Annotated in this window: 19 protein-coding genes; 5 read left to right on the forward strand and 14 right to left on the reverse strand. The window is 66.6% G+C overall.

Annotated features, from left to right (window positions below; translation table 11 throughout):
• Nucleotides 1-16: 16 nt before the first annotated feature.
• From purH to prmA, 4 genes are all read right to left on the reverse strand, one after another.
• Nucleotides 17-1,600 carry a bifunctional phosphoribosylaminoimidazolecarboxamide formyltransferase/IMP cyclohydrolase gene (gene purH / locus AC06E9_RS14110; RefSeq protein WP_121040388.1) on the reverse strand — a complete coding sequence of 528 codons (1,584 nt, stop codon included), beginning with the start codon at nt 1,598-1,600 and terminating at the stop codon, nt 17-19.
• A gap of 141 nt (nt 1,601-1,741) precedes the next feature.
• A complete protein-coding gene (fis, locus tag AC06E9_RS14115) occupies nt 1,742-2,017 on the reverse strand; it encodes a DNA-binding transcriptional regulator Fis (RefSeq protein WP_038685853.1) in 276 nt (91 codons plus the stop codon).
• 114 nt (nt 2,018-2,131) lie between these two features.
• A complete protein-coding gene (locus tag AC06E9_RS14120; RefSeq protein WP_478056257.1) occupies nt 2,132-3,031 on the reverse strand; it encodes a DUF3426 domain-containing protein in 900 nt (299 codons plus the stop codon).
• A 30-nt stretch (nt 3,032-3,061) separates the two neighbouring features.
• Complete coding sequence (prmA, locus tag AC06E9_RS14125) at nt 3,062-3,982, reverse strand: 50S ribosomal protein L11 methyltransferase (protein ID WP_478056258.1); 921 nt, start codon at nt 3,980-3,982, stop codon at nt 3,062-3,064.
• Between the two features lie 187 nt (nt 3,983-4,169).
• Between prmA and AC06E9_RS14130 the strand changes: the two genes are divergently transcribed.
• Both AC06E9_RS14130 and AC06E9_RS14135 read left to right on the forward strand, forming a co-directional pair.
• Nucleotides 4,170-5,132 (forward strand): hypothetical protein, encoded by a 963-nt coding sequence (locus tag AC06E9_RS14130; protein ID WP_478056259.1) that lies wholly within the window; start codon nt 4,170-4,172, stop codon nt 5,130-5,132.
• The gene (locus AC06E9_RS14135; RefSeq protein WP_121040381.1) at nt 5,129-5,503 is read left to right on the forward strand and encodes a hypothetical protein; all 375 of its coding nucleotides are present in this window, start codon (nt 5,129-5,131) and stop codon (nt 5,501-5,503) included. Before AC06E9_RS14130 ends, AC06E9_RS14135 begins: the two co-directional genes overlap by 4 nt.
• A 178-nt stretch (nt 5,504-5,681) precedes the next feature.
• Here the strand turns inward: AC06E9_RS14135 and accC are convergent, their stop codons facing one another.
• From accC to aroQ, 4 genes are read right to left on the reverse strand one after another with little or no spacing between them, the layout of a single operon-like run.
• A complete protein-coding gene (accC, locus tag AC06E9_RS14140) occupies nt 5,682-7,049 on the reverse strand; it encodes an acetyl-CoA carboxylase biotin carboxylase subunit (RefSeq protein ID WP_121040379.1) in 1,368 nt (455 codons plus the stop codon).
• A 10-nt stretch (nt 7,050-7,059) separates the two neighbouring features.
• Nucleotides 7,060-7,548, reverse strand: a complete 489-nt coding sequence (gene accB, locus AC06E9_RS14145) for an acetyl-CoA carboxylase biotin carboxyl carrier protein (protein WP_121040377.1) — start codon at nt 7,546-7,548, stop codon at nt 7,060-7,062.
• A gap of 54 nt (nt 7,549-7,602) precedes the next feature.
• Nucleotides 7,603-8,025, reverse strand: coding sequence for a lysozyme inhibitor LprI family protein (locus AC06E9_RS14150; protein WP_152150981.1), 423 nt, complete (start codon nt 8,023-8,025; stop codon nt 7,603-7,605).
• Nucleotides 8,025-8,474 (reverse strand): type II 3-dehydroquinate dehydratase, encoded by a 450-nt coding sequence (gene aroQ / locus AC06E9_RS14155; protein ID WP_478056260.1) that lies wholly within the window; start codon nt 8,472-8,474, stop codon nt 8,025-8,027. The genes AC06E9_RS14150 and aroQ overlap by 1 nt, the downstream gene beginning before the upstream one ends.
• An 831-nt stretch (nt 8,475-9,305) precedes the next feature.
• Between aroQ and AC06E9_RS14160 the strand changes: the two genes are divergently transcribed.
• Entirely contained in the window at nt 9,306-14,798 is a 5,493-nt protein-coding gene (locus AC06E9_RS14160; protein ID WP_478056261.1) for an autotransporter domain-containing protein, read from the forward strand.
• Nucleotides 14,799-14,867: 69 nt separating this feature from the next.
• Here the strand turns inward: AC06E9_RS14160 and AC06E9_RS14165 are convergent, their stop codons facing one another.
• The 3 genes from AC06E9_RS14165 to AC06E9_RS14175 all read right to left on the reverse strand — a co-directional run bounded on the left by AC06E9_RS14165 (nt 14,868) and on the right by AC06E9_RS14175 (nt 17,292).
• Nucleotides 14,868-15,314 carry a nuclear transport factor 2 family protein gene (locus tag AC06E9_RS14165; protein ID WP_121040371.1) on the reverse strand — a complete coding sequence of 149 codons (447 nt, stop codon included), beginning with the start codon at nt 15,312-15,314 and terminating at the stop codon, nt 14,868-14,870.
• Nucleotides 15,315-15,339: 25 nt separating this feature from the next.
• On the reverse strand, nt 15,340-16,185 hold the full coding sequence (locus AC06E9_RS14170; RefSeq protein WP_121040369.1) for a type 1 glutamine amidotransferase domain-containing protein: 846 nt from the start codon (nt 16,183-16,185) through the stop codon (nt 15,340-15,342).
• A gap of 90 nt (nt 16,186-16,275) precedes the next feature.
• Nucleotides 16,276-17,292: an AraC family transcriptional regulator gene (locus tag AC06E9_RS14175; protein ID WP_152150989.1), complete on the reverse strand. Its 1,017-nt coding sequence runs from the start codon at nt 17,290-17,292 to the stop codon at nt 16,276-16,278.
• 68 nt (nt 17,293-17,360) lie between these two features.
• Here AC06E9_RS14175 and AC06E9_RS14180 point away from each other — a divergent pair, with 68 nt between their 5' ends.
• Nucleotides 17,361-18,104: a hypothetical protein gene (locus AC06E9_RS14180; RefSeq protein WP_478056263.1), complete on the forward strand. Its 744-nt coding sequence runs from the start codon at nt 17,361-17,363 to the stop codon at nt 18,102-18,104.
• A 163-nt stretch (nt 18,105-18,267) separates the two neighbouring features.
• Here AC06E9_RS14180 and AC06E9_RS14185 read toward each other — a convergent pair whose 3' ends face one another.
• On the reverse strand, nt 18,268-21,063 hold the full coding sequence (locus AC06E9_RS14185; protein WP_478056264.1) for a PAS domain-containing hybrid sensor histidine kinase/response regulator: 2,796 nt from the start codon (nt 21,061-21,063) through the stop codon (nt 18,268-18,270).
• Between the two features lie 90 nt (nt 21,064-21,153).
• Complete coding sequence (locus AC06E9_RS14190) at nt 21,154-22,221, reverse strand: SDR family oxidoreductase (protein WP_478056300.1); 1,068 nt, start codon at nt 22,219-22,221, stop codon at nt 21,154-21,156.
• An 83-nt stretch (nt 22,222-22,304) separates the two neighbouring features.
• Here AC06E9_RS14190 and AC06E9_RS14195 point away from each other — a divergent pair, with 83 nt between their 5' ends.
• Nucleotides 22,305-22,685 carry a winged helix-turn-helix transcriptional regulator gene (locus tag AC06E9_RS14195; RefSeq protein ID WP_121040361.1) on the forward strand — a complete coding sequence of 127 codons (381 nt, stop codon included), beginning with the start codon at nt 22,305-22,307 and terminating at the stop codon, nt 22,683-22,685.
• A 255-nt stretch (nt 22,686-22,940) separates the two neighbouring features.
• On the opposite strand, the gene AC06E9_RS14200 is transcribed toward AC06E9_RS14195, so the two are convergent.
• The gene (locus AC06E9_RS14200; protein WP_121040359.1) at nt 22,941-23,528 is read right to left on the reverse strand and encodes a TetR/AcrR family transcriptional regulator; all 588 of its coding nucleotides are present in this window, start codon (nt 23,526-23,528) and stop codon (nt 22,941-22,943) included.
• Between the last annotated feature and the right edge of the window lie 50 nt (nt 23,529-23,578).

The raw sequence follows: 23,578 nt of genomic DNA on the forward strand, positions 1-23,578 counted from the left end.
CGTGTCGATCCGGGCATCAGTGGCGGAAGTGACGCACGCCGGTGAACACCATCGCCAGGCCATGTTCGTCGGCCGCGGCGATCACTTCGTTGTCGCGCATCGAGCCACCCGGCTGGATCACCGCCTTGATGCCGGCCGCAGCGGCGGCGTCGATGCCGTCGCGGAACGGGAAGAACGCATCGGAGGCCATCACCGAGCCTTCCACCACCAGGTTCGCATCGGCGGCCTTGATGCCCGCGATGCGCGCCGAGTAGACGCGGCTCATCTGGCCGGCGCCGACACCGATGGTGCGGTTGTCCTTGGCGTAGACGATGGCGTTGGATTTGACGAACTTGGCCACCTTCCAGGCGAACAGCAGATCGGCGAACTGCTTGTCGGTCGGCGCCAGCTTGCTCACCACGGTCAGTTCGTCGCGGCTCATGCCGCGGTTGTCGGCGCTCTGCATCAGCAGGCCCGAACCGATCCGCTTGGTGTCGTAGTTGTTGCGCCCGTCGCCGTGCGGAATACGCAGCACACGCACGTTGGCCTTCTTCGTGGCGTATTCCAACGCCGCCGGCTCGTAATCCGGGGCGATCAATACTTCAACGAACTGGCGGTCCAGGATCACCTGCGTGGTGGCCAGGTCCAGCGGCTGGTTGAAGGCGATGATGCCGCCGAAGGCGCTGGTCGGGTCGGTCGCGTAGGCCAGCTCGTAGGCATCGCCGTTGCCGGCACCCACGGCGACGCCGCACGGGTTGGCGTGCTTGACGATCACGCAGGCCGGCACGTCGAACTGACGCACGCATTCCCACGCCGCATCGGCATCGGCCAGGTTGTTGTAGCTCAGTTCCTTGCCCTGCAGCTGCTGGAACGTGGCCAGCGTGCCCGGCACCGGGTACAGGTCGCGATAGAACGCGCCGCTCTGGTGCGGGTTCTCGCCGTAGCGCAGGTCCATCACCTTCACGAAGTTCGAATTCATCTGCGCCGGGAATTCCGCACGCACCGGCACGGCGGTGTCGGTGGTGGTCACGGCAGAAAGGTAATTGCTGATCGCCGCGTCGTACTGGGCCACGCGGTTGAATGCGGCCACCGAGAAGGCGAAGCGCTTGGCCGCCGAGAGCTTGCCGTCGTTGGCGTCCAGTTCGGCCAGCAGTTCGGCGTACTGCGACGGATCGGTCGCCACCGCCACGCGGGCGAAGTTCTTGGCGGCCGAACGCAACATCGCCGGGCCACCGATGTCGATGTTCTCCACGGCATCTTCAAGCGCGCAGTCCGCCTTGGCGGTGACCGCCTCGAACGGATACAGGTTCAGCACCAGCAGATCGATCGCGCCGATGCCGTGTTCGGCCATCACCGCGTCATCCAGCCCGGCACGGCCGAGCAGGCCGCCGTGCACCATCGGGTGCAGGGTCTTGACCCGGCCATCCATCATTTCCGGGAAGCCGGTGACATCGGCAACGTCCTTCACTGCCAGGCCGGCCTCGCGGATCGCCTTGGCGGTACCGCCGGTGGAGAGCAGCTCCACGTTGCGCGCCGCCAGGGCGCGGGCCAGGTCGATCAGACCGGTTTTGTCGGAAACGGACAGCAGGGCCCGGCGCACGGGCAGCAGATCGGAACTCATGGGGGCAGGAGATCGAAGCGGAGCGGGGGCATATTGTAAGGCCAGTGGCGCTGGCATGGCCCCAGAAACGACGAAGGCCGGCACCGAGCGCTGCTCGATCCGGCCTTCTCCCGCCAGGCACTACGCGCCTGCCCACCGGCATCAGGTGGCGATGCCGTATTCCTTCAGCTTCTTGCGCAGGGTGGCGCGGTGGATGCCCAGCATCGCCGCGGCGCGGCTCTGGTTGCCTTCGCAGTGGTTGAGCACTTCCACGAACAGCGGGATTTCCATTTCGCGCAACACGATCTCGTAGACATCGTCCGCATCGCAGCCATCCAGGTCCCGCAGGTAGCGCCTGACCGACTGGGCCACGTGTTCGCGCAGGGGTGGCTTGGGCGCGCCACGACTGTTGTCAGGACGAGAAAGGACAGCGTTCAAGGAGTTTCCCGGTGCAAGAGCCGGGGCGGACAACAGCCCACGGCGGAAGGGTGATGGGGCCAGTCTAGCGCGTGCGTCGGTCGCCTGCCACGCTCCGGGCCCCCCGGCGACGCCTCAGAGGAACTCAAAGGTGAATGCGACGGTAGACGCGGCAGGCTCGCGCACGCGGAAGGCGATCTGCGCACTTTGCCCCGGTTCCAGCGTAGCGGCCGGGTCCGTGGCGCGGTCCAGATAGTCGGCCGGCGCGAACACATTGGTGCCGATCACACGGCCATCGGCATCGGACAGCGACAGTCGCAGCGACGGCCAGGCCTGGGCCCAGCGTGCGTCGTTGCGGATGCTGGCCTGCACCTGCAACGCGCCGGCCTGGCCCGGAACCGGGCGCACATCGCGGCTGAGCATGCTGAAGGCCGCCGGCTCGCGCCAGGCCGGCAATGAACAGCGCAGCACGCCGCACAGCCCGGCAATCCACGGGCGGGTGCCGGCATCGGCAGCAAGCCGATCGCGGTCGGCCACGGCGATCTGCACCAGCAGCACGGCGGCCAGCCCGGCAACCATGCCCCACTGCCAGCGCGGCGTGCGCAGGCGCGCACCGGGCAGGCGCAGGAAACTCGGCGTGGTGATGGCGTCGGCTAGCGGCGGCGCCGCGGTGGCGCTGCCGCGCGCGTCCTCAGTGAGGGCGTCGGCATCCTCCGGCGGCGCTATCGATGGCGCTGCCGTGTCAGCAGGCGACGTAGCCGCTGACCCGGCGTCGCCCACGGGCGGGCGTTCGGATGGAGGTGGCAGGTCGAGTTCGAACGCCGGTGCCGGGCGCTGCGGCGCGTGCACCGGCTGTGCATCGATCACCTGTTCCACCGCCAACGGCGCGATGCCATCGTCCACGGGCGACGTCGGCATTGCCGACGCCTCATCGTGGGTCACGGAAGGCGGCTCAGCCGGATCGGCCGGCGCCTCCGGCGACGGACGCAGGAACGTGGCGATCGGGCGTCGCGGCGGCATCGGAGGCTCGGACATGGGCACGGGACCGGGCAGGAGTCGGGCTATTCAAGCACGGCGGACGCCGGTGATGCGCATCCAGTCGCCGTCCTGCGCCACCGCCAGCTGTTCGAAGGCCGGGGCATAGCGTTCCAGCAGTTCGCCTTCCTGCCCATGCAGGATGCCCGACAGCGCGATGCGGCCGCCCGGGGCGACGCGCGCGGCCAGCACATCGGCCAGTGCATCCAGTGCCGAGGCGAGGATGTTGGCCACCACCACCGGATACGTTGCCTGCGGCTCGTCGTCCGGCAGATAGACCTGCACGCGCTCCTGCAGGCCGTTGCGCTCGGCGTTGTCACCGGTGGCGAGCACTGCCTGCGGGTCGTTGTCCACGCCGACCGCGCGCGCGGCACCCAGCCTCAGCGCCGCCAGGGCGAGGATGCCCGAGCCGCAGCCGAAATCGAGCACGGTGCTGTCGGCCAGCGCACCCTCGGCGGCCAGGCCGTCCAGCCAGCGCAGGCACAGGGCCGTGGTCGGGTGGGTGCCCGAACCGAACGCCAGACCCGGGTCCAGACGAACCACGGCGGCATCCTCGGCCTGCGCGGCCTCTGGCAGTTCATGGTTCCACGGCACGATCCAGGTGCGCTCACCGAAGGCCATCGGCTGGAACTGGTCGATCCAGGCGCGTTCCCAGTCTTCGTCGGCCACGGCGCGGAAGCTGGCATTGGCCCAGTCCAGGCCGGGGTCGAACGCATCCAGCGCGGCCAACAGGGCCAGCGCATTGGTATCGCCCGGGAACAGCGCGGTCAGCACCAGATCGTTCCACAGCGGGGTCTCGCCCACGCCCGGCTCCAGGATCGCGCGCTCGTTGCTGGTGTCGGCATCGGCATCGAGCAGGGTCACCGCCAGCGCGCCCACGTCGTCCAGCGCATTCTCATAGCGCGGCTGGGTGGCTTCGGTGCAGTGCAGGGTGAGTTCCAGGAAGGGCATGGGGGCAGGGACCGGCGGAAAACCGTGCATGTTAGACCAGTGCGGGCCGCGGGTCCCGGCGGTACCGCGGGGAGGCAGTCTCGCCGGCCGGTAAGATCGGCCCGACGACCCGTTCAGACAGCGTTGCGGCTGCTTGCTAAACTTGCATTTCTGCTGTCTATCGCTGACACCCTCTGACGTCCTGCCCATGGCGCTCGTGCCCACCCTCAAAACCTGGTTGCTGGTCGTGCCAGCCCTGGCGTTGCTCGGGGTGGTGGGCTACCGCGCGGGCGATCGGGTACTGCATACCGATCAGGCCGCGTCGCATCTGGATGAGCCGCAGGCCGGCAGCGGGCCCACCGCGGTGCCGGCCGAAGCGCGGCAGCTCGCCCGGCGCCTGCTTGGCAGCGAACGTGGCACGGCCGTGGCCTCTGGCCTGCCGCTGGACCTGCGCGCCGATATCGAAGGCGATACCGATCTGTTTGCCTATGCGCAGCGCCTGCAGCTGCAGGCCGCCAACGGCAATGCCGAGGCCGGGTGGATGGTCAGCCGTGTGTACGATTACTGCGCCACGTACGCCATGGATCCGGGGGGCTACCAACTCGACAACGACGTGTTGACCGGGCTGGGCATGAAAGCGTCTGTAACGATGGTGACCGCGCGCCAGCGTGTTTCGCGCCGTTGCGCCGGCTTCGTCAGCAGCGACAATCTGGGCCGGTCCCTGATCATGCGTCAGCGTCTGCAGGCCGCCAAGGCCGGTAACCTGGCGGCCGAGGCATCGCTGTTCGCCGAAGGCCATCCACTGGAAACCGCACCGGACTACCGCCGCGGGCTGGTCGAGCGGGTGATGGAGTCGCGTGATCCGGAGGCCTTCATGGCACTGGCGCCGGGCATGGGGCAGCGTGCCAGTGGCGACAGTGCGATGAGCGGCATGGTGGCCGGCGATCAGTTCAGCGAACTGGCCTGGCGGCTGGCGGCCTGCGAACTGGGCATGGCGTGCGGGTCGGATAGTGTGCTGATGAACAATTTCTGCGCGAACGGAGGGATCTGTTCGCAGGACGGTGGGCAGGACTTTGCCACTTTCGTGTATGACGCCGCGGTATCGCGGCAAGGTGCGGGGAAAATGAACGTGTTGGTCGAAGAGCTGGTCAAGCAGAGGAATGGGCGATGAATTACCGTCGAATCCTGCACGGTGCCAAATTCTGGTTCTGGGTGGCGTTGTTTGTTGCGTACTCGGCCGGGGCGGTGGGTCTGGTGATGATCGATACCTATGACGATCGTTACCGAAGCCTGTCCAAAGTGCAGTTGACCTCGGTCAAGGCCGATGCCGAAGTGCGTCGTGCCGGCGCCAGTCAGGTCGCTGCGGTGTATCGCGCGCAGAGTGGCATGCCGTTCGCTTCGCTGCCCAGCGGCAGTACCTTCCAGGTGGTGTGGCCGGATGGGTCCACCGAGACGATGGTGATCGTGGACCCCACCTCGTCGCTGGGCGTGGAGCCGGTGAAGCATTCGCAGGTCACCGCGGCTGATACCGCCAAGCCGTAAGCGCGCGCCTGTAGCGCCACGCCATGCGTGGCGGCGGTATCAGGCGGCATGTCACGCGTACGCCGACCACGGGTTGGCCCTACCGCGTTTGTGTCCTCTGGCAGCGCGGTTCGCGCAAACAAAAAGGCGGGGAGATCCCCGCCTTTCTGCTGTCCTGCATGCCGCGTGGAAAAACCGATCAGGTCAACGCGATCGACTTGTTCTTGCGTTCGGCCAGGCGCTTTTCCAGGTAGTGGATGTTCTGCCCACCGGCCTGGAAGCCCTTGTCGCGCATGATGCGCTGCTGCAGCGCGACGTTGGTCTTGATGCCGTCCACGACCAGTTCGCTCAGCGCCACGCGCATGCGCGCGATCGCGGTCTCGCGATCCGGGCCGTGCACGATCAGCTTGCCGATCATCGAGTCATAGTTCGGCGGCACGCGGTAACCACTGTAGATGTGGGTATCCACACGCACACCGGGGCCACCCGGCGGATGGAACGCGGTGATCTGGCCCGGGCTCGGCACGAAGGTTTCAGCGTCTTCGGCGTTGATGCGGCACTCGATCGCGTGGCCGGTCAGCACCACGTCGCTCTGCTTGATGGTCAGCTTCTGGCCGGCGGCGATGCGCAGCTGCTCGCAGACCAAGTCGATGCCGGTCACCATCTCCGTCACCGGATGTTCCACCTGCACGCGGGTGTTCATTTCGATGAAGTAGAAGCGGCCGTCTTCGAACAGGAACTCGAAGGTACCCGCGCCGCGGTAGCCGATGCGGATGCAGGCTTCCACGCAGACCTTGCCGATCTCTTCGCGCAGCTCGGCGGTGATGCCCGGTGCCGGCGCTTCTTCCACCACTTTCTGGTGGCGGCGCTGCATGGAGCAGTCGCGTTCACCGAGGTGGATGGCGTTGCCCTGGCCATCGGCAAGTACCTGGATTTCCACGTGACGCGGATTCTCCAGGAACTTCTCCATGTAGACCTGATCGTTGCTGAAAGCGGCCTTGGCTTCGGACTTGGTGGTCTCGATCGCCGCCTTCAACGAGGCTTCGGCATGCACCACGCGCATGCCACGGCCGCCACCGCCACCGGAGGCCTTGATGATGACCGGGTAGCCGATCTCACGGGCGATCTTGGTATTGGCCACGATGTCGTCGGTCAGCGGGCCGCCCGAGCCGGGCACGCACGGCACGCCGGCGGCCTTCATCGCACGGATCGCTTCCACCTTGTCGCCCATCAGGCGGATGGTGTCGGCCTTGGGGCCGATGAAGATGAAACCGGATTCTTCCACGCGCTCGGCGAAGTCGGCGTTTTCCGACAGGAAACCGTAGCCCGGGTGGATGGCCTGGGCGTCGGTGACTTCCGCCGCGGCGATCAGGGCCGGGATGTTGAGATAGCTCTCCGAGGACGGTGCCGGACCGATGCAGACCGACTCGTCGGCCATGGCCACGTGCTTGAGGTTGCGGTCGACCGTGGAATGCACAGCCACCGTGCGGATGCCCAGGGTATGGCACGCGCGCAGGATGCGCAGCGCGATCTCCCCTCGGTTGGCAATAACGACTTTGTCGAGCATGGACTAATCCTTAGCCGATCACGAACAGCGGCTGGTCGAATTCGACCGGCTGGCCGTTTTCGCCCAGGATGGCGACGATGGTGCCGGAAACATCGGCTTCGATCGGGTTGAACATCTTCATCGCTTCGATGATCGCCAGCGTTTCACCGGCCTTGACCGCCTGGCCGACCGACACGAAGGCCGGCTTGTCCGGCGAGGACGACGAATAGAAGGTGCCGACCATCGGTGCGCGCAGCACGTGGCCATCGGGCAGGGCGTTGCCGGCCTTGGCGGTGCCACCGGTGGAGGCTTCGGTCGGCGACTGCATCGGCATCGCCGGTGCGGCAGCCTGGGCCGGTGCCGGGGCCATCATCATCTGCGGCTGGGCCTGCACCATGCCGTAGCCGGAGACGGGCGCGCGCGACAGACGCACGGACTCTTCGCCTTCCTTGATTTCGATTTCGGCGAGGTTCGACTCTTCCAGCAGGTCGATCAGTTTCTTGATTTTGCGGAGATCCATAGGGGCCTCTTTGGCTCGTGGTGTCAGTGTGGTGGGAAGCGCGGTGCGCTCGGGTCAAAGCAATTCGTAGAAATCGCGCAGCTGCCGCGTACGGTCGCGCGCGAGGGTGGTCAGGCAGTGCATCTGCGCGCCATTGCGCGAGGTGCCATCGGCGTTGAAGGCGTAGACCGCGTCGCAATCGTGGTCGCGCAGCTGCATCCACGCGCGCTGGGCCAGGATCAGCTGCTTTTCCGCATCGGCGCAGTGCGTGCAGGCGCCTTCGGCCGCCTGGCTGCGCAACTGCTGCCGCGCCTGGGCGTACACCGCGTTCAATTCGGTATCGGCGGCGCTGGCCACATCCGAGGCGCACAGATCCGATTCCATGGTGCCGCTGGGCCGCGCACAGTCGATGCCTTCCGCGCTGCGATCCGCGGCGATGGCGCCGCCACACAGGCAGCCCCACAGCGCGACGCTGGCCAGGACACGCGGCAGCGTCATCACGCCGAAGCAGCCGCCAACCGGGTCAGCGCCGCATCCATCGCGTAGCGATAGCTGTCCGCCCCGAACCCACAGATCACCCCTACCGCCTTGTCGCTGAAATAGCTGTGCTGGCGGAAGGGCTCGCGCGTATGCGGGTTGGACAGGTGGATCTCGATGAACGGCACGTCCACCGCGGCCAGCGCATCGCGCAGGGCGACCGAGGTATGGGTGAACGCGGCCGGGTTGATCAGGATGAAGGCGGTGCCGTCATCGCGGGCGGCTTGCACCCGATCCACCAGCACGTGCTCGGCGTTGGACTGCAGGCTCTCCATGGCATGGCCGGCGGCCTGCGCCTGGGCCAGCAGGGCCTGGTCGATCTGCGCCAGCGTGGTGTGCCCATAGACCCCCGGCTCGCGCGTGCCGAGCAGGTTGAGGTTGGGGCCATGCAGGACCAGCAGTTTCGCCATGGGTGCCGAACAACAGGAAAGGGCGGAGTCTGGCGGAACTGGTGGATCGTGTCCAGTTCGACGAAGTTACGCGCGTTTCAAGCGGATGTTTGAAAGTTGTGCGGGACCGTTGCGGTTGCACGGTGTCCGCAGCCTGCGCGGCCTCGGGCGCCGCTGCGCAGACACGTGGGGCTGGTTAGCCACGCATTCCCCCAGACAGCATCGGCACGACGCTACAGGTTCAGGCAACGTGGCCGATATCTCCGCATGGCGCGCAAAGCGCGTGCCCGATCGGCCGGTGGGATGGCCGGCTCGGCGACCGCTGTGTAGTTCGTGGCGGTCACGGGTGGAACAAAGATTGCAGCGCGTGACCTGCCTGGAAGGAACCGGGCAGCGGTAGGGGAAGGATCACAACTATCCAGGCGGGCAATCGCTCTTGGGGTACTCCCGGGGCGGTTGTGCTGTTTTCGGCCTTTCCGCGGAAAGGCACTACAAGGCAACAAGGGGTGTCGTGTGTCGTTGATCGTGTCTGCCTGCCGGGCCGCTGGTGTGTGTCCCAAATCCCAACAGCGCCGCACTCTGCGTCGCTTCACCCTGTTCGCCGCAGCGTTCTGCGGCCTTGCCGTAACCGCGCCTGCGATGGCGGCGCTGTCCAGTGGCTGCCAGGCGATTCAAAACTACTGGGGGAACGGCATCACGGTCAGCGGCGGTATTGACGATTATCAAGCGGACTATCAGGTCGCCCAAGGCGAGCGAATCCACTACACAGTGACGTCCTCGGGCAGTACCAATGCGACCGCTGGAGCGGGAGGCGGTGGCTTCACCCTATGGCAGGGAAACAATGTTACCGACGTGGGTGAAAACTACGCGGCGCAGAACAATGAGTTGAATCTCAACGCCACGCACACCGTGCCAGCCGATTTCAGCGACTACCAGGTGTACCTGTGGTCGGGCACGGGCGGCGGCACTTTCACCGCAACGGTGACCTGCCAGGCGCCGGCACCCCCGACCATCAGCGACGCACGCATCAGCATCAGTGGCGGGACCGGTACCGGCGGCGCATACAAGATCGGCGATATCCTCACCGCGACGTGGAACAACAGCGCGAGCGGCGACAACAATGCCGGCGTGAGCGCGGTGACCGTCGACTTCAGCCAGTTCGGGGGTGGTTCGGCCGTCGCGGCCATCAACAGCGCCGGCATCTGGACGGCGACGTACACCCTCACGGCCGGTTTCATCGACGCCGCCAACCGCAACGTCAGCGTGACCGCGAGAAATGGCGGTGGCAGCACCACCCGTGCGGACACCACCAATGCCACGGTGGATACCATCGCCCCGACGTTGGCCAATGCAAACATCAACATCAGCGGTGCATCGGGAACTGGTGGTGCCTACAAACTCGGCGACACCGTCACTGCCGTCTGGAACAACACGGCGGGTGGGGATAACAACAGCGATACGATCAGCGCAGTCAGCGTGAACTTCAGCCAGTTCGGTGGCGGCGCCGCTGTCACCGCCGTCAACAGCAGCGGCGTCTGGACGGCAACCTATACGATCGTCGGTGGCGCCATCAATGGGGTCGGCAACCGCAACGTCACCTTGACCGCGACGGACAATGCCGGCAACACCACCACCACGGCCGATACCAGCAACGCGACGGTCGACAATCGCATTGCTTCGGTCAACAGCATCGCGCCGGTGGGATCGCCCGCCGCAAGCGACGCGGCGATGGCATTCACGGTGACCTTCGATGAGACGGTGTCGAATGTGTCCACGGACGATTTCACACTCGTCGGCACGGGCAGTGCCAGCGGCAGTATCGTGAGTGTGTCGGCGAGTTCCGGGACGTCGGTCAACGTCAACGTTGGCAGCATCGCGGGTTCGGGGACGCTCAAGGTCAATCTCAATGGCGCGACGGACATTGCCGATGCCGCGGGCAACACCGGTGTTGCGCCTTACCTGTCCGGTGTGACCCACACCGTGGCGATGCCTGTCGCTCCCGGCGCGCCGGTCATCGGCGCAGCAACGCCTGGCGATGCCCAGGTATCCGTGGCATTCACCGCGCCGGCCGATAATGGCGGCTCGGCGATCACCGGCTATCTGGTGACCGCCAGCCCTGGCGGTGCCACCGCAGGTGGCAACGGATTCACCACGTCACCCATCGTGGTCACAGGCCTCACCAACGGCACCGCCTATACGTTCGACGTGAAGGCAATCAACGCAACCGGCACTGGCGCAGCCTCCGGCGCGACCAGCGCGGTGACCCCGAAGGGCAACCAGTCCATCACGTTCGGCAATCCGGGCACTCAGACCATGGGCACGTCGCCAGCGCTCTCGGCGACGGCAACCTCGGGACTCGTTCCTGTGTTCAGTTCGTCCACTGGTGGGGTGTGCACCGTCAGCTCGGGCGGCACACTGACCTTCTTCAGTGCCGGCGTGTGCACGATCGACGCCGATCAGGCGGGTAGTCCCGCATGGAATGCGGCTACCACGGTGACGCAGACCTTCACCGTCAATGCGGTGGTGCCAGGTACGCCGACCATCGGCACGGCCACCGCCGGCAACACCCAGGCCACGGTCACGTTCACGTCACCGTCCTTTACGGGTGGCAGCGCCATCACCGTGTACACGGTGACAGCCAACCCGGGCGGGGTCATTGCGACCGGCGCCGGTTCACCAGTCACGGTGACCGGCTTGACCAACGGCGTGGCGTACACCTTCACCGTCACCGCGAGCAACGCAGCGGGAACAGGTGACGTATCGGCGGCGTCCAACAGTGTGATGCCTGCAGCGCCGCAGACCATCACCTTCAACAACCCCGGCACGCAGAACTTCGGCACCACGCCGACCCTGACCGCCACCTCCAGCGCCGGTGCCGGCTATACGGTCAGCTTCGGATCCGCCACCTCCGGAGTGTGTACGATCACGACCGGCGGCGCGCTGACGTTCCTTTCCGCAGGCACCTGCACCATCAACGCCGACCAGGGCGGCGATGGCAGCTACCTGGCCGCACCCCAGGCAAGCCAGTCATTCACTGTCGCTCCGGTGGCGCCGGGCGCCCCTCCCGCTCCGTCGGCCACTGCCGGTGATACCCAGGTCAGCATCGCGTTCGTGCCGCCTGTGTTCACCGGCGGCGCCAGCATCACCGGCTACACGGTCACCGTCAGTCCGGCCGACGTCGCCCCTGTGAATGGAGCGAGCTCGCCAATGGTGGTTACCGGGTTGACCAACGGGGTCGCGTATACCTTTACGGTCACGGCAGACAATGCCGCCGGCGCGAGCCCGTCCTCGACGGCGTCCAGCGCGGTAACCCCCAAGGCCGCGCAGCTCATCACGTTCAACAACCCGGGAACGCAGAACTTCGGCACAACGCCGGCCTTGACCGCCACGGCGGATTCCGGACTGACCCCGACGTTCACTTCGTCCACCACCGGGGTGTGCACGATCACTACCGGCGGCACGCTGACCTTCGTGGGTGCAGGTACCTGCACCCTGCATGCCGACCAGGCCGGCAACGGCAGCTATCTGCCGGCGGCCCAGGTCACCCGAACGTTTACGGTCAATGCAGTTGTCCCCTCCGCGCCGGACATCGGCACCGCGACGGTCATCGGCGCCGGCCAGGTAAGCGTGACATTCACCGCACCCGGCAACGCTGGAGGCGCGCCGGTCAGTGGATACACCGCCACCGCGATGCCTGGCGGTGCCACCGTCGCGGGGAGCGGCTCGCCGCTGAGTTTCAACGGCCTGACGCCGGGTGTCACTTACACCTTCACGGTGACCGCCACCAACGGCGCCGGTACGGGTTCGGCTTCAGCGGCCTCCAATGCAGTCACGCCGGCACCTGCCCTGGTTGCCGGTCCCGCCACGGCCACCGTCGCCTACGGTGCGGCGGCAACCACGATCACGCTGCCGATCACAGGTACACCGACCGCTGTAGCGGTGGTCACCGCCCCCAGCCATGGCACGGCGACGGTCAACGGCATGGATATCGAGTACGTGCCGACCATGGGCTATGCAGGTCCGGACAGCTTCACCTACCGCGCCAGCGATGCCTACACCACCTCCGCAGCAGCTGCGGTAGATATCACGGTGTCCGCACCGACGCTGGCGCTGGATCCTGCTTCGCTGGCGTCGACCACGGCCAGCAATGCCTACCGTCACGTTCTGTCGGCCAGCGGCGGTACCGGTCCCTACGTTTATGCGGTCTCCGGTGGCGCGTTGCCGGCCGGCGTGCAGTTGTCGCCCGGCGGCGAACTGTCCGGTATCCCCAACAAAGCAGGCTCCTTCAGCTTCACGGTGTTGGTGACGGACAGCAGCATCGGCACGGGGCCGTTCACCGCGAGCCGCAGCTACACCCTCGTGGTGGATGCGCCGACCCTGGTGCTTGACCAGCCGCAGCTGCCGCCCGCCGATGGCGGGCAGGACTATCGCCAGCGCCTGACCGCCAGTGGCGGGACAGCGCCCTACCGCTTTGCGCTGCGGTCCGGCAGCCTGCCGCCAGGGCTGCTGCTCGCCGAATCCGGGGACATCTCCGGTGAAGCTACGTCCGCCGGTACCTTCGATTTCGACGTGGAGGTGACCGACGCCAATGGCTTCAGCGGTCAGCGGAGTTACCGGTTCGTGGTGGCGGCGGCCGTACAGACCATCACCGGCTTCACCGCAACACCGGCAGATCCCGTCTACAGCGTGGGCGGCAGCTTCCGTGTCGCCGCCACCGGCGGTGACTCCGGCAATCCCATTGTGTTTGCCAGCACAACCCCTTCGGTGTGCGCTGTGCAGAGCGACACCGTGACGATGGTATCGGCCGGTCGCTGCGTGTTGACCGCCAATCAGGCCGGCGACGCATTGCGTGCCGCCGCAACGCAGCTGCAGCTGGAGGTGAACATCGGCATGGCCACCCCGGAGATCACCTGGCAGGACGATCTGAGCAAGGTGTATGGCGAATCGGACTTCGAGCTGGCCCTGCCGCAGAGCACCAGCCCCGGCGCGTTCACCTTCAGCAGCTCCAACATGGCCGTCGCCACGGTCAATGGCCGCAGGGTGACCGTGGTGGGTGAGGGCAGTGCGGTGCTGACCGCAGCACAGGCGGCAAGCGGCAGTTACGCAGCAGCGTCGATCGAGGTCCGGCTGGTCGTGGCGGCGCGCCCTGATCCGACCGCCGATGCGCAGGTTGTCGGCACCTTGCAGGCGCAGGCCGATGCCAGCATCCGCTTTGCCCAGGTGCAGCAGGGCAACATCCGCGACCGCCTGCGCCAGGTGCGGGTCGGCAGCAATGCCTCCAGCTTCAACGTCGCCCTGGCCTACGCAGGCGGCCTTGGTGTGCCGGGTATCTCGGTACCGCTGAACAGAGCGGCCGACAGCATGGTCAACGGTCTTCCGCGCCTGCCCGAGGGCTGGGGTGCGTGGGCAGCCGGTACGGCGACCTTCGGCAAGGCCGGGCGCGGCAGCGGCGGGTTCGACTTCAACACCGGCGGCATCACGGTGGGTGCGGATCGGGCCATTGGCGAGAACGTGCTGCTGGGACTTGCCGGCAGCTGGGGGCGTCAGGACAACGACTTCAACAACAGCCCGTCCAGCACCGATGCGGACCAGCGCTCGCTGGCCGTCTACGGCCTGTGGCGCGCGGGCCAGCACGTGTTCTTCGACGGCATGCTGGCCAGCGGCCGGCTGGATTTCGATGTGAATCGCTGGAATGAGGTGGTCGGCGCGTCGGCGCACGGCTCGCGCAAGGGTGACCAGTGGTTCGGCTCACTTACCTTTGGTTACGAGCATCGCAGTGCCCGCGGCACCACGCTGACCAGCTATGGCCGCTACGATGGGCACCGCGCGAGACTGGATGGCTATCGCGAGCATGGTCTGGATGCATTCGATCTGACCTATGGTCGTCAGGACATCGACAACAGCAGTGTCGCGCTGGGCATCGAGGGCAACCATGCCTTCCAGGGCGAGCGCGTCAGCTGGCGTCCGCATTGGAACGTGGAGTATCGCAAGGCGCTGGAGAACCGCAGCGACGCCACGATGAACTATGTGCAGCGCCCGAACGCGAGCGATTACGTCCTGGCAATGCGCAGCTACAACGACGATGCCTTGTCCATCGGGGCTGGCGTGGATCTGCAGCTGGACAGCGGCTGGATGTTCTCGCTGCTGCTCGGTCACGAGCAGGGTCGCAACAGCCTGCGCAGCAACAGCATCGGCGTGCAGGTGCGGTTTGGCGGGCAGGGCGGCGGCGGAGTGTCGCAGGTGGATGCCGATGGCAGGGGGGCGCGTGAGTGCGCGCAACAGCGTCATCGCGACGCCACCTCGCGTTGTGGCGATCCACTGGCTGGGGTGCGCGGCGAGCGCTGATGCTTCGGACGCTTCATCGCTTCCGGTCCACACCCGGAAGCGATGGGCGTCAGGTTCGCGCATTCCAGCTCAGGGCTTGATCTGGCCGGTCCAGGACTTGCTCATGATCTTCCACTGGCCATCGGTCTTGAGCAGAACCACGTAGTCCACGCCGTCCCAGCCGGGGTAATCCAGCATCACGCGGACGGCCGCCAGGTTGGTGGCCATGTCCACGATTTCATAGCGGCGCTTGCGCTGGGCCTCGTTGGCCGCCGGCGTGCCGTTGAAGCCTTCGGCGAACTGTTCCCCGGTCCGCATCTGCAGCGCGCTGCCACGGGCTTCGGAGTAGCCGATCATCACCCCGTCTGCCCGGAAGACGTCCTTGGCCAACGTATTGTCGGCAGTGATGTAGGCGCGCATGAAGGTCTGCATGACCTTGTCCACCGCCTCACGATCGGTGCTCTGCGCCATGGCCGAGGTGGGGAGCAGCAGGAACAGGCTGGCGGCAAGGCCGACGGATCGAATCGATACTTTCATGGTGTTTCCTCAGGGGTGTGGGAGATCAGGGTTGAGCGGCTGCCTGGTTGGACGCCTGCACGGTGTGGATGCGAAGCGCCTCGACCACGGCCTGCGCCACCGGCGTTGCAGAGGCGTAGTTCTGCCCGGTCACCAGCCGGCCATCGACTTCGACATGCGGGTCATCGCTTTCCACCGTCCGGAAGGCACCGCCGCGGGACACGACGGTCTGGCGGATCAGGAACGGGAACTGGTTGAAGTACGGCGCATCCTGGCGCTCGTGCTCTTCGGGGTAGCCGCTGATGCGCTTGCCCGAGACCAGGTACTGGCCGCCGGCAAGCTGGAGATTCACGATGCCGGCCGTGCCGTGGCAGACCGCCGAGATCACCCCGCCGTTGCCCTCGTAGACCCGCATGGCAATGCGCTGCAGCGCCACGTTCTCGGCGACCCCGTACATGGCATTGCTGCCGCCCACGTAGTACACCGCCCGGTACTGCGTGGGATCGATCTGTGCCGGGGTGACGGTGCCGCGCAGCCCGCGCATGATCCGGGCATCGTCCAGGCGGTGCGCCACGTCGTCGCTGACGTAGTCATCCAGAATGGGTACGGCGCCGCCATCGGGTGACACGAAGTCCACCGCGTAGCCGGCGGCATGGAAGACATCCCAGGCATGCACCACCTCGCCAAAACTGACGCTGGCCGGGAGCGTGGAAGTTCCATGCACCTTGGCGCTGGCGAGGATGAACAGGATGCGGTCCTGCTGGCCGCTGGCGGGCTGTCCCATGGCCGCGGGGACGGTGGTCCGCGGCGCCGCGTCGGTGGTGCAGGTGCCGCCCAGCCAGACACTGAGCAGGAGCAATACGAAGGTGGCGAGGGTACGTAACGACTGCATGGCGCTGACTCGCAGGAAGGAGCCAGCACCCTATCCAATCTCTTTCAAATCAATGTCGTGCAGTGTCTTTCCGGAGTGCGGAAATCGATTCTAGGAGTGTGTGGCGGCCGTGCGGTAGGCCGCCGGAGTAACGCCTTCGCACTTCTTGAACGCGCTGTAGAAGGTCGACATCGACTGGAAGCCCGCTTCCTGCGCCACGATATCCAGCGGCTTGGGAGGCTGCTGTTGCAGGATCGCCTTGGCTTCGATCACCCGCAGTTGGGTCAGGTACTGCTTGAACGAGGTCTGGTTGTTGTCGTTGAGCAGCTGCGACAGCCGGGTCTGGGGCATGCCAAGCCGGCGGGCGAGGCGCGGCAGGGTCAGGGCGGGGTCCAGATGCAACCGCTCGCGCGCCATCAGCTCGGCCAGGGCCTGGAGTTGAACGGCGGCGTCGGACGCGGGAATCCGACGGTCCTGATAGGGCTCGATCGTTGCCCGCCCCGAGCGCAGCCGGAGCCCAACCAGAACGCTTACCGCGAGAACGAACGTGAAGGACAGCGCGCCGACGATATAGGACGTGTACCCCGCCGTGTAGTACGCGATCCAGATGATCCAGATGCCCCCCAGCGCCCCCAGCAGAAGCGGGGCGGACGGCGAGGCCAGCAGCCGGGCGCGGTGGCGATACACCTGCACGGTGGTGAGCAGCAGATAGCCCAGCCAGGCATAGTTGATGCCCGGCGTGATGACGTACCGCCACAGTTCGATGTTGCGGGTGTAGGGCAGCAGGACATTCACCGCCACGGCAAGCACCAGCAGCGCGGCGAGGTGCCACCGGCCGTTCGTGTCCGTCCCGGCAGTCTCCCGTTGGCTGGAGCGCACCAGAAAGTAGAGGCAGGGGCCGATCAGGAAACAGGCGGTCAGCCCGAGCTGGAGAACGACCAGCGGAATATCCGGCCAGAAGTGGAACGCCACGGATTTTCCGGTCCGCACACCGACCATCAGGATCAGCAGCGACAGCCAGCGCTGCGTGGGCTCTCCCTTGGCGCGCCACCACAATACCGACGCCGCGACGATGCCATTGAAGGCGCCCAGCATCGCGAAGAAGAAGAGAAAGTGTTGGCTGAGCATTGGCGCAGTATTGAGAAAATACGCGGCCCGTCAAGCGGGTCGCTTTTACCCCCGTGTATTCTCTGCGCATGGATGACACTCATTTTCTGGCGCGGCGGCGCCTGCTGTTGGCCGCGCTTGCGGGCACCGCATTGTTGCCCTCGTGCGCGCGCGGCAATGCGGTCGAGGGGGAGCCGGTCGTGCCCATGCTGGAGCCCGAGCGGGCGGGGATGGCGCCGTATCTGTTCCTGACCGTCACCAGCGCCACACGCAGCGTGGAGGAACTCGCGCACCTGGTGCCGTCCACGCTGCTGCCGGCGTTGGCACCTGCAGACATCCTGCACGCGTATGGTCCGGTGGCCGGCGCGATACAGCTGTGGATGGCGCTGGAGCCTCACATGCTGGATCACTACGGTGTGAGCGTGGACGCCGCGCTGTCCCTGCTGGCGGGCGCCGTGGATGGCACCGTAGGCCCGGTGCCGGGCCGCAACACACTCGATGCGTGGGCGATCCAGCGCACCCACACCCGGGCCGAGGTGAACGCCAACGACATCACGCTGTCGCTGCCAGGCGAGAGCCACGCGCCGTTGTTTGCCTTGGGCAGCTCGCACTACGCGCTGGCGCCCCCGCCGTGGTCGAGCCAGGCCTGTTACTCCTTCATGCTCGCGCCACGACGTCGCGTGGTCGCACCGTTCGAGCAGCACTGCCAGGCACTGCTCGACGCTGCGGCCGACGTCATCCCCGATGATCTGCAGATCCAGATGGGACGACTGGGGGACTTCATGAAGGCCGTGCCTACGCTGTACGTGAGCGTGAAAGATGAAGACTCATGACGCCGGCAACGTGCGTTGGCCGCTCCATGTTTCTGCATGACCTGGTTTACCGCGTCATGGTCGCTGGCCTGTGCCAGGACAGCGGTCGGGGAGAGCACAGGTAAGCAGGCGCCAGCAGGCTGCCTGATCCCTGACGTATCAAGGGCGTGCACTACCCCATCCATCAGCGTACCTCGGCAAGCACCGCGCGCACCCGCAGGGCCAGCTCCTCCAGCGTGAACGGCTTGCCGATCAGGTGGACGCTGGGGTCCAGTACGCCGTCGTGCTCCAGTGCATTGCGGCTGTAGCCGGTGGTGAACAGCACTTTCAGATCCGGGCGCCGCTTCAGGGCCGCATCGGCCAGCTGCCGCCCGTTGATCTCGGGCATCACCACATCGGTGAACAGCAGCGCGATGTCGGGATGGCTGTCGAGCAGGGCAAGGGCGGTGGCGGCACCGTCGGCGGCGAGCACCGGGTAGCCCAGCTCGCTCAACGCATCGATGGAGAACTGGCGAACGCCGGGCTCGTCTTCCACGATCAGCACACGTTCGCGGCCCCCGCTCAGCGGAGCGGTACCACTGGTTGCCGGCGAAGGCGCGGCGGCGATGTCCGCAATGAGGCGCGGCAGATACAGGGTCACCGTTGTTCCCTGCCCGACGGCAGAGCGGATCTTCACGTGACCGGCCGACTGTTTGACGAAGCCATACACCTGCGACAGTCCCAGTCCCGTGCCATGCCCCACCTTCTTCGTGGTGAAGAACGGATCGAATGCTTTGGCGATCACCTCCGGCGGCATGCCGCTGCCGTTGTCGGCCACGGTGATCCGGACATACTCGCCGTCGGGAACGTCTTCCGCCGCCGTCCGGTGATCTGCGGTGATCGTGCAGTTGGCGGTCTCCACCATCAGGCGTCCCCCGCCGGGGAGCGCGTCACGTGCATTGACGGCCAGATTGAGGATCACGTTCTCCAGCTGGTTGGCATCGGCGAAGGTCCACCACACCTGCGCGGCCAACACCGTCTCCAAGCGGATGCTGCTGCCCAGCGAATGCACGAGCAGATCCGACATGCCGGCGATCAAGTGGTTCACATCCAATGGCACCGGCTGCAAGGGCTGCTGCCGCGAGAACGCGAGCAATCGCTGGGTGAGCTGTGCCGCCCGGGTGGCGCCGTCGATGGCCATGTCGATGTAGCGCTTGGCGCGCGGATCGCTGTCGCCCATGCGCATCGCCAGCAGATCCAGCGGGCCGATCACCGTGGCGAGCATGTTGTTGAAGTCGTGCGCGATGCCGCCAGTGAGCTGCCCCACTGCCTCCATTTTCTGGCTCTGCCGAAGGGCATCCTCCACGCGGGTGCGCTCAGCCACCTCGTCGAGAACGCGGCTTTCCAGATGTTCGTTCAATTCCTGCAGATGCGCGTCGGCCAGCTTGCGCGCAGTGATCTCGATCGCCACGCCCACCACGCGCACGCAGCGGTCCCCTTCGAAATGACCGCGCCCCTTGGCGGCCACCCAGCGCACGAGACCGTCTTCCTTGCCAACGGTGCGGTACTCCACGTCGTAGAGGGCGCGTTGAGCTGGATCGGCCGCAGCGGCGAAGGCCGTGGTGGTGGCCAGCCGATCCTCGGGGTGGATGCCATCGTAGAAGTCGCGCATCGACACCGCGACCTCGGGCGAGATCCCGAACATCGCCTTGGTCCGTGCCGGCCAGATCAGTGCATCGCGCACCAGATCGACATCCCAGAAACCCATATCGCCGGCCTCCGTGGCCAAACGCAGGCGTTCTTCGCTCTTGGCGAGCGCTGCTTCGGCTTCCTGCCGAACCGTCAGGTCCAGCATCGCGCCGATCATCCGCAGCGGTTCGCCTATCCCGCCACGCAGCACGGTGCCGCGGTCGAGCACGGCGGCGTAGCTGCCATCGGCGCGGCGGAACCGGTATTCGTTGTTCCAGGTCGTGCCACCGCCTTCGATCACGGCATGGATGTCCGTATCGACGCGCGCGCGGTCATCAGGATGGATATGGTCCAGCCACCACTGCGCACTGGTCTCGCTCAGCGCATGGCCGAACAGGGTCGTCAGCGCTTCGTTCCAGATCACATGACCATCGGAGATGCGCCAGTCCCAGATCGCATCATTGGTGGCATGGGCCGCCAGCCGATAGCGCTCCTCCACTTCAACGTGGCGGGCTTCGGCGGCTTTGCGATCGGTGATGTCCAGCGAGGTGCCCACCACGCCCACCACGGTACCGTCGGCATCACGCAACGGCGATTTGGTGGACAGCCAGTAGGCGCGCCGGCCATCGGGAAAGCTCACTTCTTCTTCGAGCTGCTCGGTTTGTCCGCTGGCCATGACCCGTTCGTCGGTGGCCATGACCATGGCGGCCTGGGCGGGGTCGCTGAGCAGCTCGGCATCGGTGCGCCCCACGTAGGCCTCGGGCGGCATGCCGATGAGTTCCGTGGTGCCGCGGTTGCCGATCAGGATCCGGCCCTGGCGGTCCTTGGCGTACACCACACCCGGTGCGGCCTCCACGAACGAACGCAGCAGGGTCTGCGCCTGGTCACGCTCCGCCTCCACCCGCCTGCGTTCATCGATGTCGATCAGCACGCCGGGAAACCCGATTGCATGTCCATCGGCGTCCAGGTCGACCCGACCGATGGCCTCGATCCAGCGATAGGCGCCATCGGTGCCACGGGTCCGGTACTGGTGGGCATAGCGACCACCACGACGCACGGCTTCGGCGATCGCCTCCGCCAGACCCGCGCGGTCCTCAGGGTGAACGGCAGACACCACCTGCTCCAGGCGCAGCCCGGTGCGTGCAAGCGCGGGGTCCAGTCCATGCGCCTGGGCGAGGGCATCGTCGACGGTGAGGCTGTCCTGGGCGACATCCCAGAACCAGGTGCCGATGATCGCGCCAGCGGCCAGGGCCAGCTTGACGCGCTCGGCATCGCGTTCGCCGTGGGTACCGGTGGAAGGAGAAGAGCTCAAGCGGCACTCGGGGTCAGCGGGGGGCGGCCGCCCTAGCGTATCGCTGCGGGGTATCGCTGTGGAACCCTCCCAGCGCTGTGCGGCAGCGCCTCAGGGAATCAACCGCGCTGCCCGCAGCCGTGCGAACAGCTCGAAGAACGCATCGTCACTGGGCTGGTAATCCAGGAACCCCATCCGGCGGCTCTTGGACATGTCCGTCACCACCTCCAGCGGGCGCCCGAGATCGGCATCGGTGTGCCAGGGCGAGATCAGCTGGTGGATGTCAGACGCGGCCAGGCCGTGGGTGGCGGCCAGCGACGACCACAGCGCGGCATCATTGGCCATCTGCTCGGCGAGCGGACGGACCTGACCACTGAACGGCACGGGCTCGATATCGAACCACGCGGCGATCCGGCCCCACATCCAGCGCCAGCGGAACACATCGCCGTTGACCACGTTGAAGGCCTGGTTGGCGGCGGCCGGTGTCTGCGTTGTCCACAGCAGGTGCCGCGCGAGCAGCCCGGCATCGGTCATGTCGGTCAGCCCGTCCCACTGCGCGAGGGAGCCGGGGAACTGGAACGGGCGCCCGGTCTGCCGGCACAGCGTTGCGTGCACGGCCAGGGTGGTGCCCATGTTCATGGCATTGCCCACCGCCGCGCCGATCACGGTATGCGGGCGATGCACGCTCCAGTGGAAGCCATCGCGGGCGGCGGCGGCGAACACCTCGTCTTCCTGCGCGTAGTAGAAGTTGTCCACGGGCAGACGCGGTTGTTCCTCACGGAAGGGCGTCTGCGGCAGGCTGCCCTGCGCGTACGCCTCGAACGGCCCGAGGTAGTGTTTCAGGCCCGTGACCAGCGCCACATGCTGCACGCTGCCGGCCGGCTGCAGTGCATCCAGCAGATGGCGCACCATCGCGCCGTTGACCCGGATGTTCTCGGCCTCGTTGGCCTGCCGGGACCACGTGGTGATGAACACGTGCGTCGGGCCCAGTGCGGACAGCGCGGCACGCGTGGCCTGCGCATCGCGCAGGTCGGCGCAGACGCCGTGGGCGCCGGCGGGCAGCGAATCGGGCCGGCGGGCCAGGCCGTGGACGTCCCAGCCCTCCTGCAGCAGCCGTTGTATCAGTGCACTGCCCACGATGCCCGTTGCACCGACCACCAACGCTTTCTGCCTCACGATGTCGCCTCTTTCATGGCTTTACAGGCGCACACCTTAGGATATCGAGGTACGCCTCGAAAGAAGGCACCAAACGGTAACCACACATGAAAACGGGTACCCCCGAAGAGCACTGGCGAGAGGATTGCGCCCCCCGGCGGGTGCTGGAGCTGTTCAGCACCAAGTGGACCTCGATGGTGTTGCACACCCTGTCCGTGCGCCATGACGGCACCGCCCGCAGCAACGCGCTGCACCGCAGCCTGCCGGCCGTCTCCAAGAAGATGCTGATCCAGACGCTGCGTGACATGGAGCATGCCGGGATCGTGCTGCGCACCGAGTACCCCACCGTGCCGCCCTCGGTGGACTACACGCTGACTCCGCTGGGACGGCAACTGGTGGAACCGATCGAACTGATTTACGACTGGGCGCGCCGCAACGCAGGCGCCCTGGACGCGCTGCAGCCGCGCGCGACGTCGCGTCGGCGCTGAGCGGGACGTGCCAGCCGGATCGGGCAGCGTACGGCTTCCCTCCAGCGGATCGATGCGGTGACCCTCAGGTTCTGGCTCCTGCACGTGCTGGGTTGGTCGCTGTTCGCGCTGATCGCCTTCCTTGCGCGACCGAGTGAAGCGCCGGTGCCGGCGCGCCTTTGAAGAACGCGTCGGCCTCGCGGTCACAGGGAGCGATATATGACCTGCGGTCAGGGACCGGATCCAATGGCGACCTGACCGGATGAGCGGTCAGTGCTACGCGGTGGCACGCAACCCACGCAGCAGCAGGTCCAGCGCAGCCACGCTCTGTGCGAGGCGGGTATCGCCATCGTCGCCATCGGCGATCCAGAACGCCGCCTCGGCGAGGCTGCCGTACACCAGGGAGGCGAGGGCCTGTGGATGGGCCGCGGCGACCAAGCCCTGCTCGATCAGATGTTCGAGCAGGCGCTGCATGGAATCGATGCAGTGGCGCTGCGATTCCGGCGAGGCGCCGCCGAGCACCGCCCGCGCATCGCGCAGGACGATGCGCTGGATGGTCGGCTCCAGTGCCATCTCCAGATACCCCATGCAGCGAAGACGAAAGCCCGCCCAGGGATCCTCGGCGGCGTCGGAGATCGCCTTGAGGCGGTCGTCCATCTCGGCGTCGATCTGATCGACGACAGCCGCGAGCAGGCCCTGCTTGTCACCGAAGTGGTGATACAGCGCGCCACGGGTGAGCCCGGCCTGCGCGGTGAGGTCGTCCATCGAGGTCCCGGCGTAGCCACGCTCGCTGAAGACCACGCGGGCCGTCGCCAGCAGCGTGGCGCGGGTCTGCTCCATCTCGGCGCGGGTGCGACGGACCATCGATATCTCCTTGGTGGTGGGGCGGATCTCTGTTTACATCCGGAGCGTAT

Source organism: Stenotrophomonas sp. Steno-Z10-BAI (assembly GCF_056393115.1).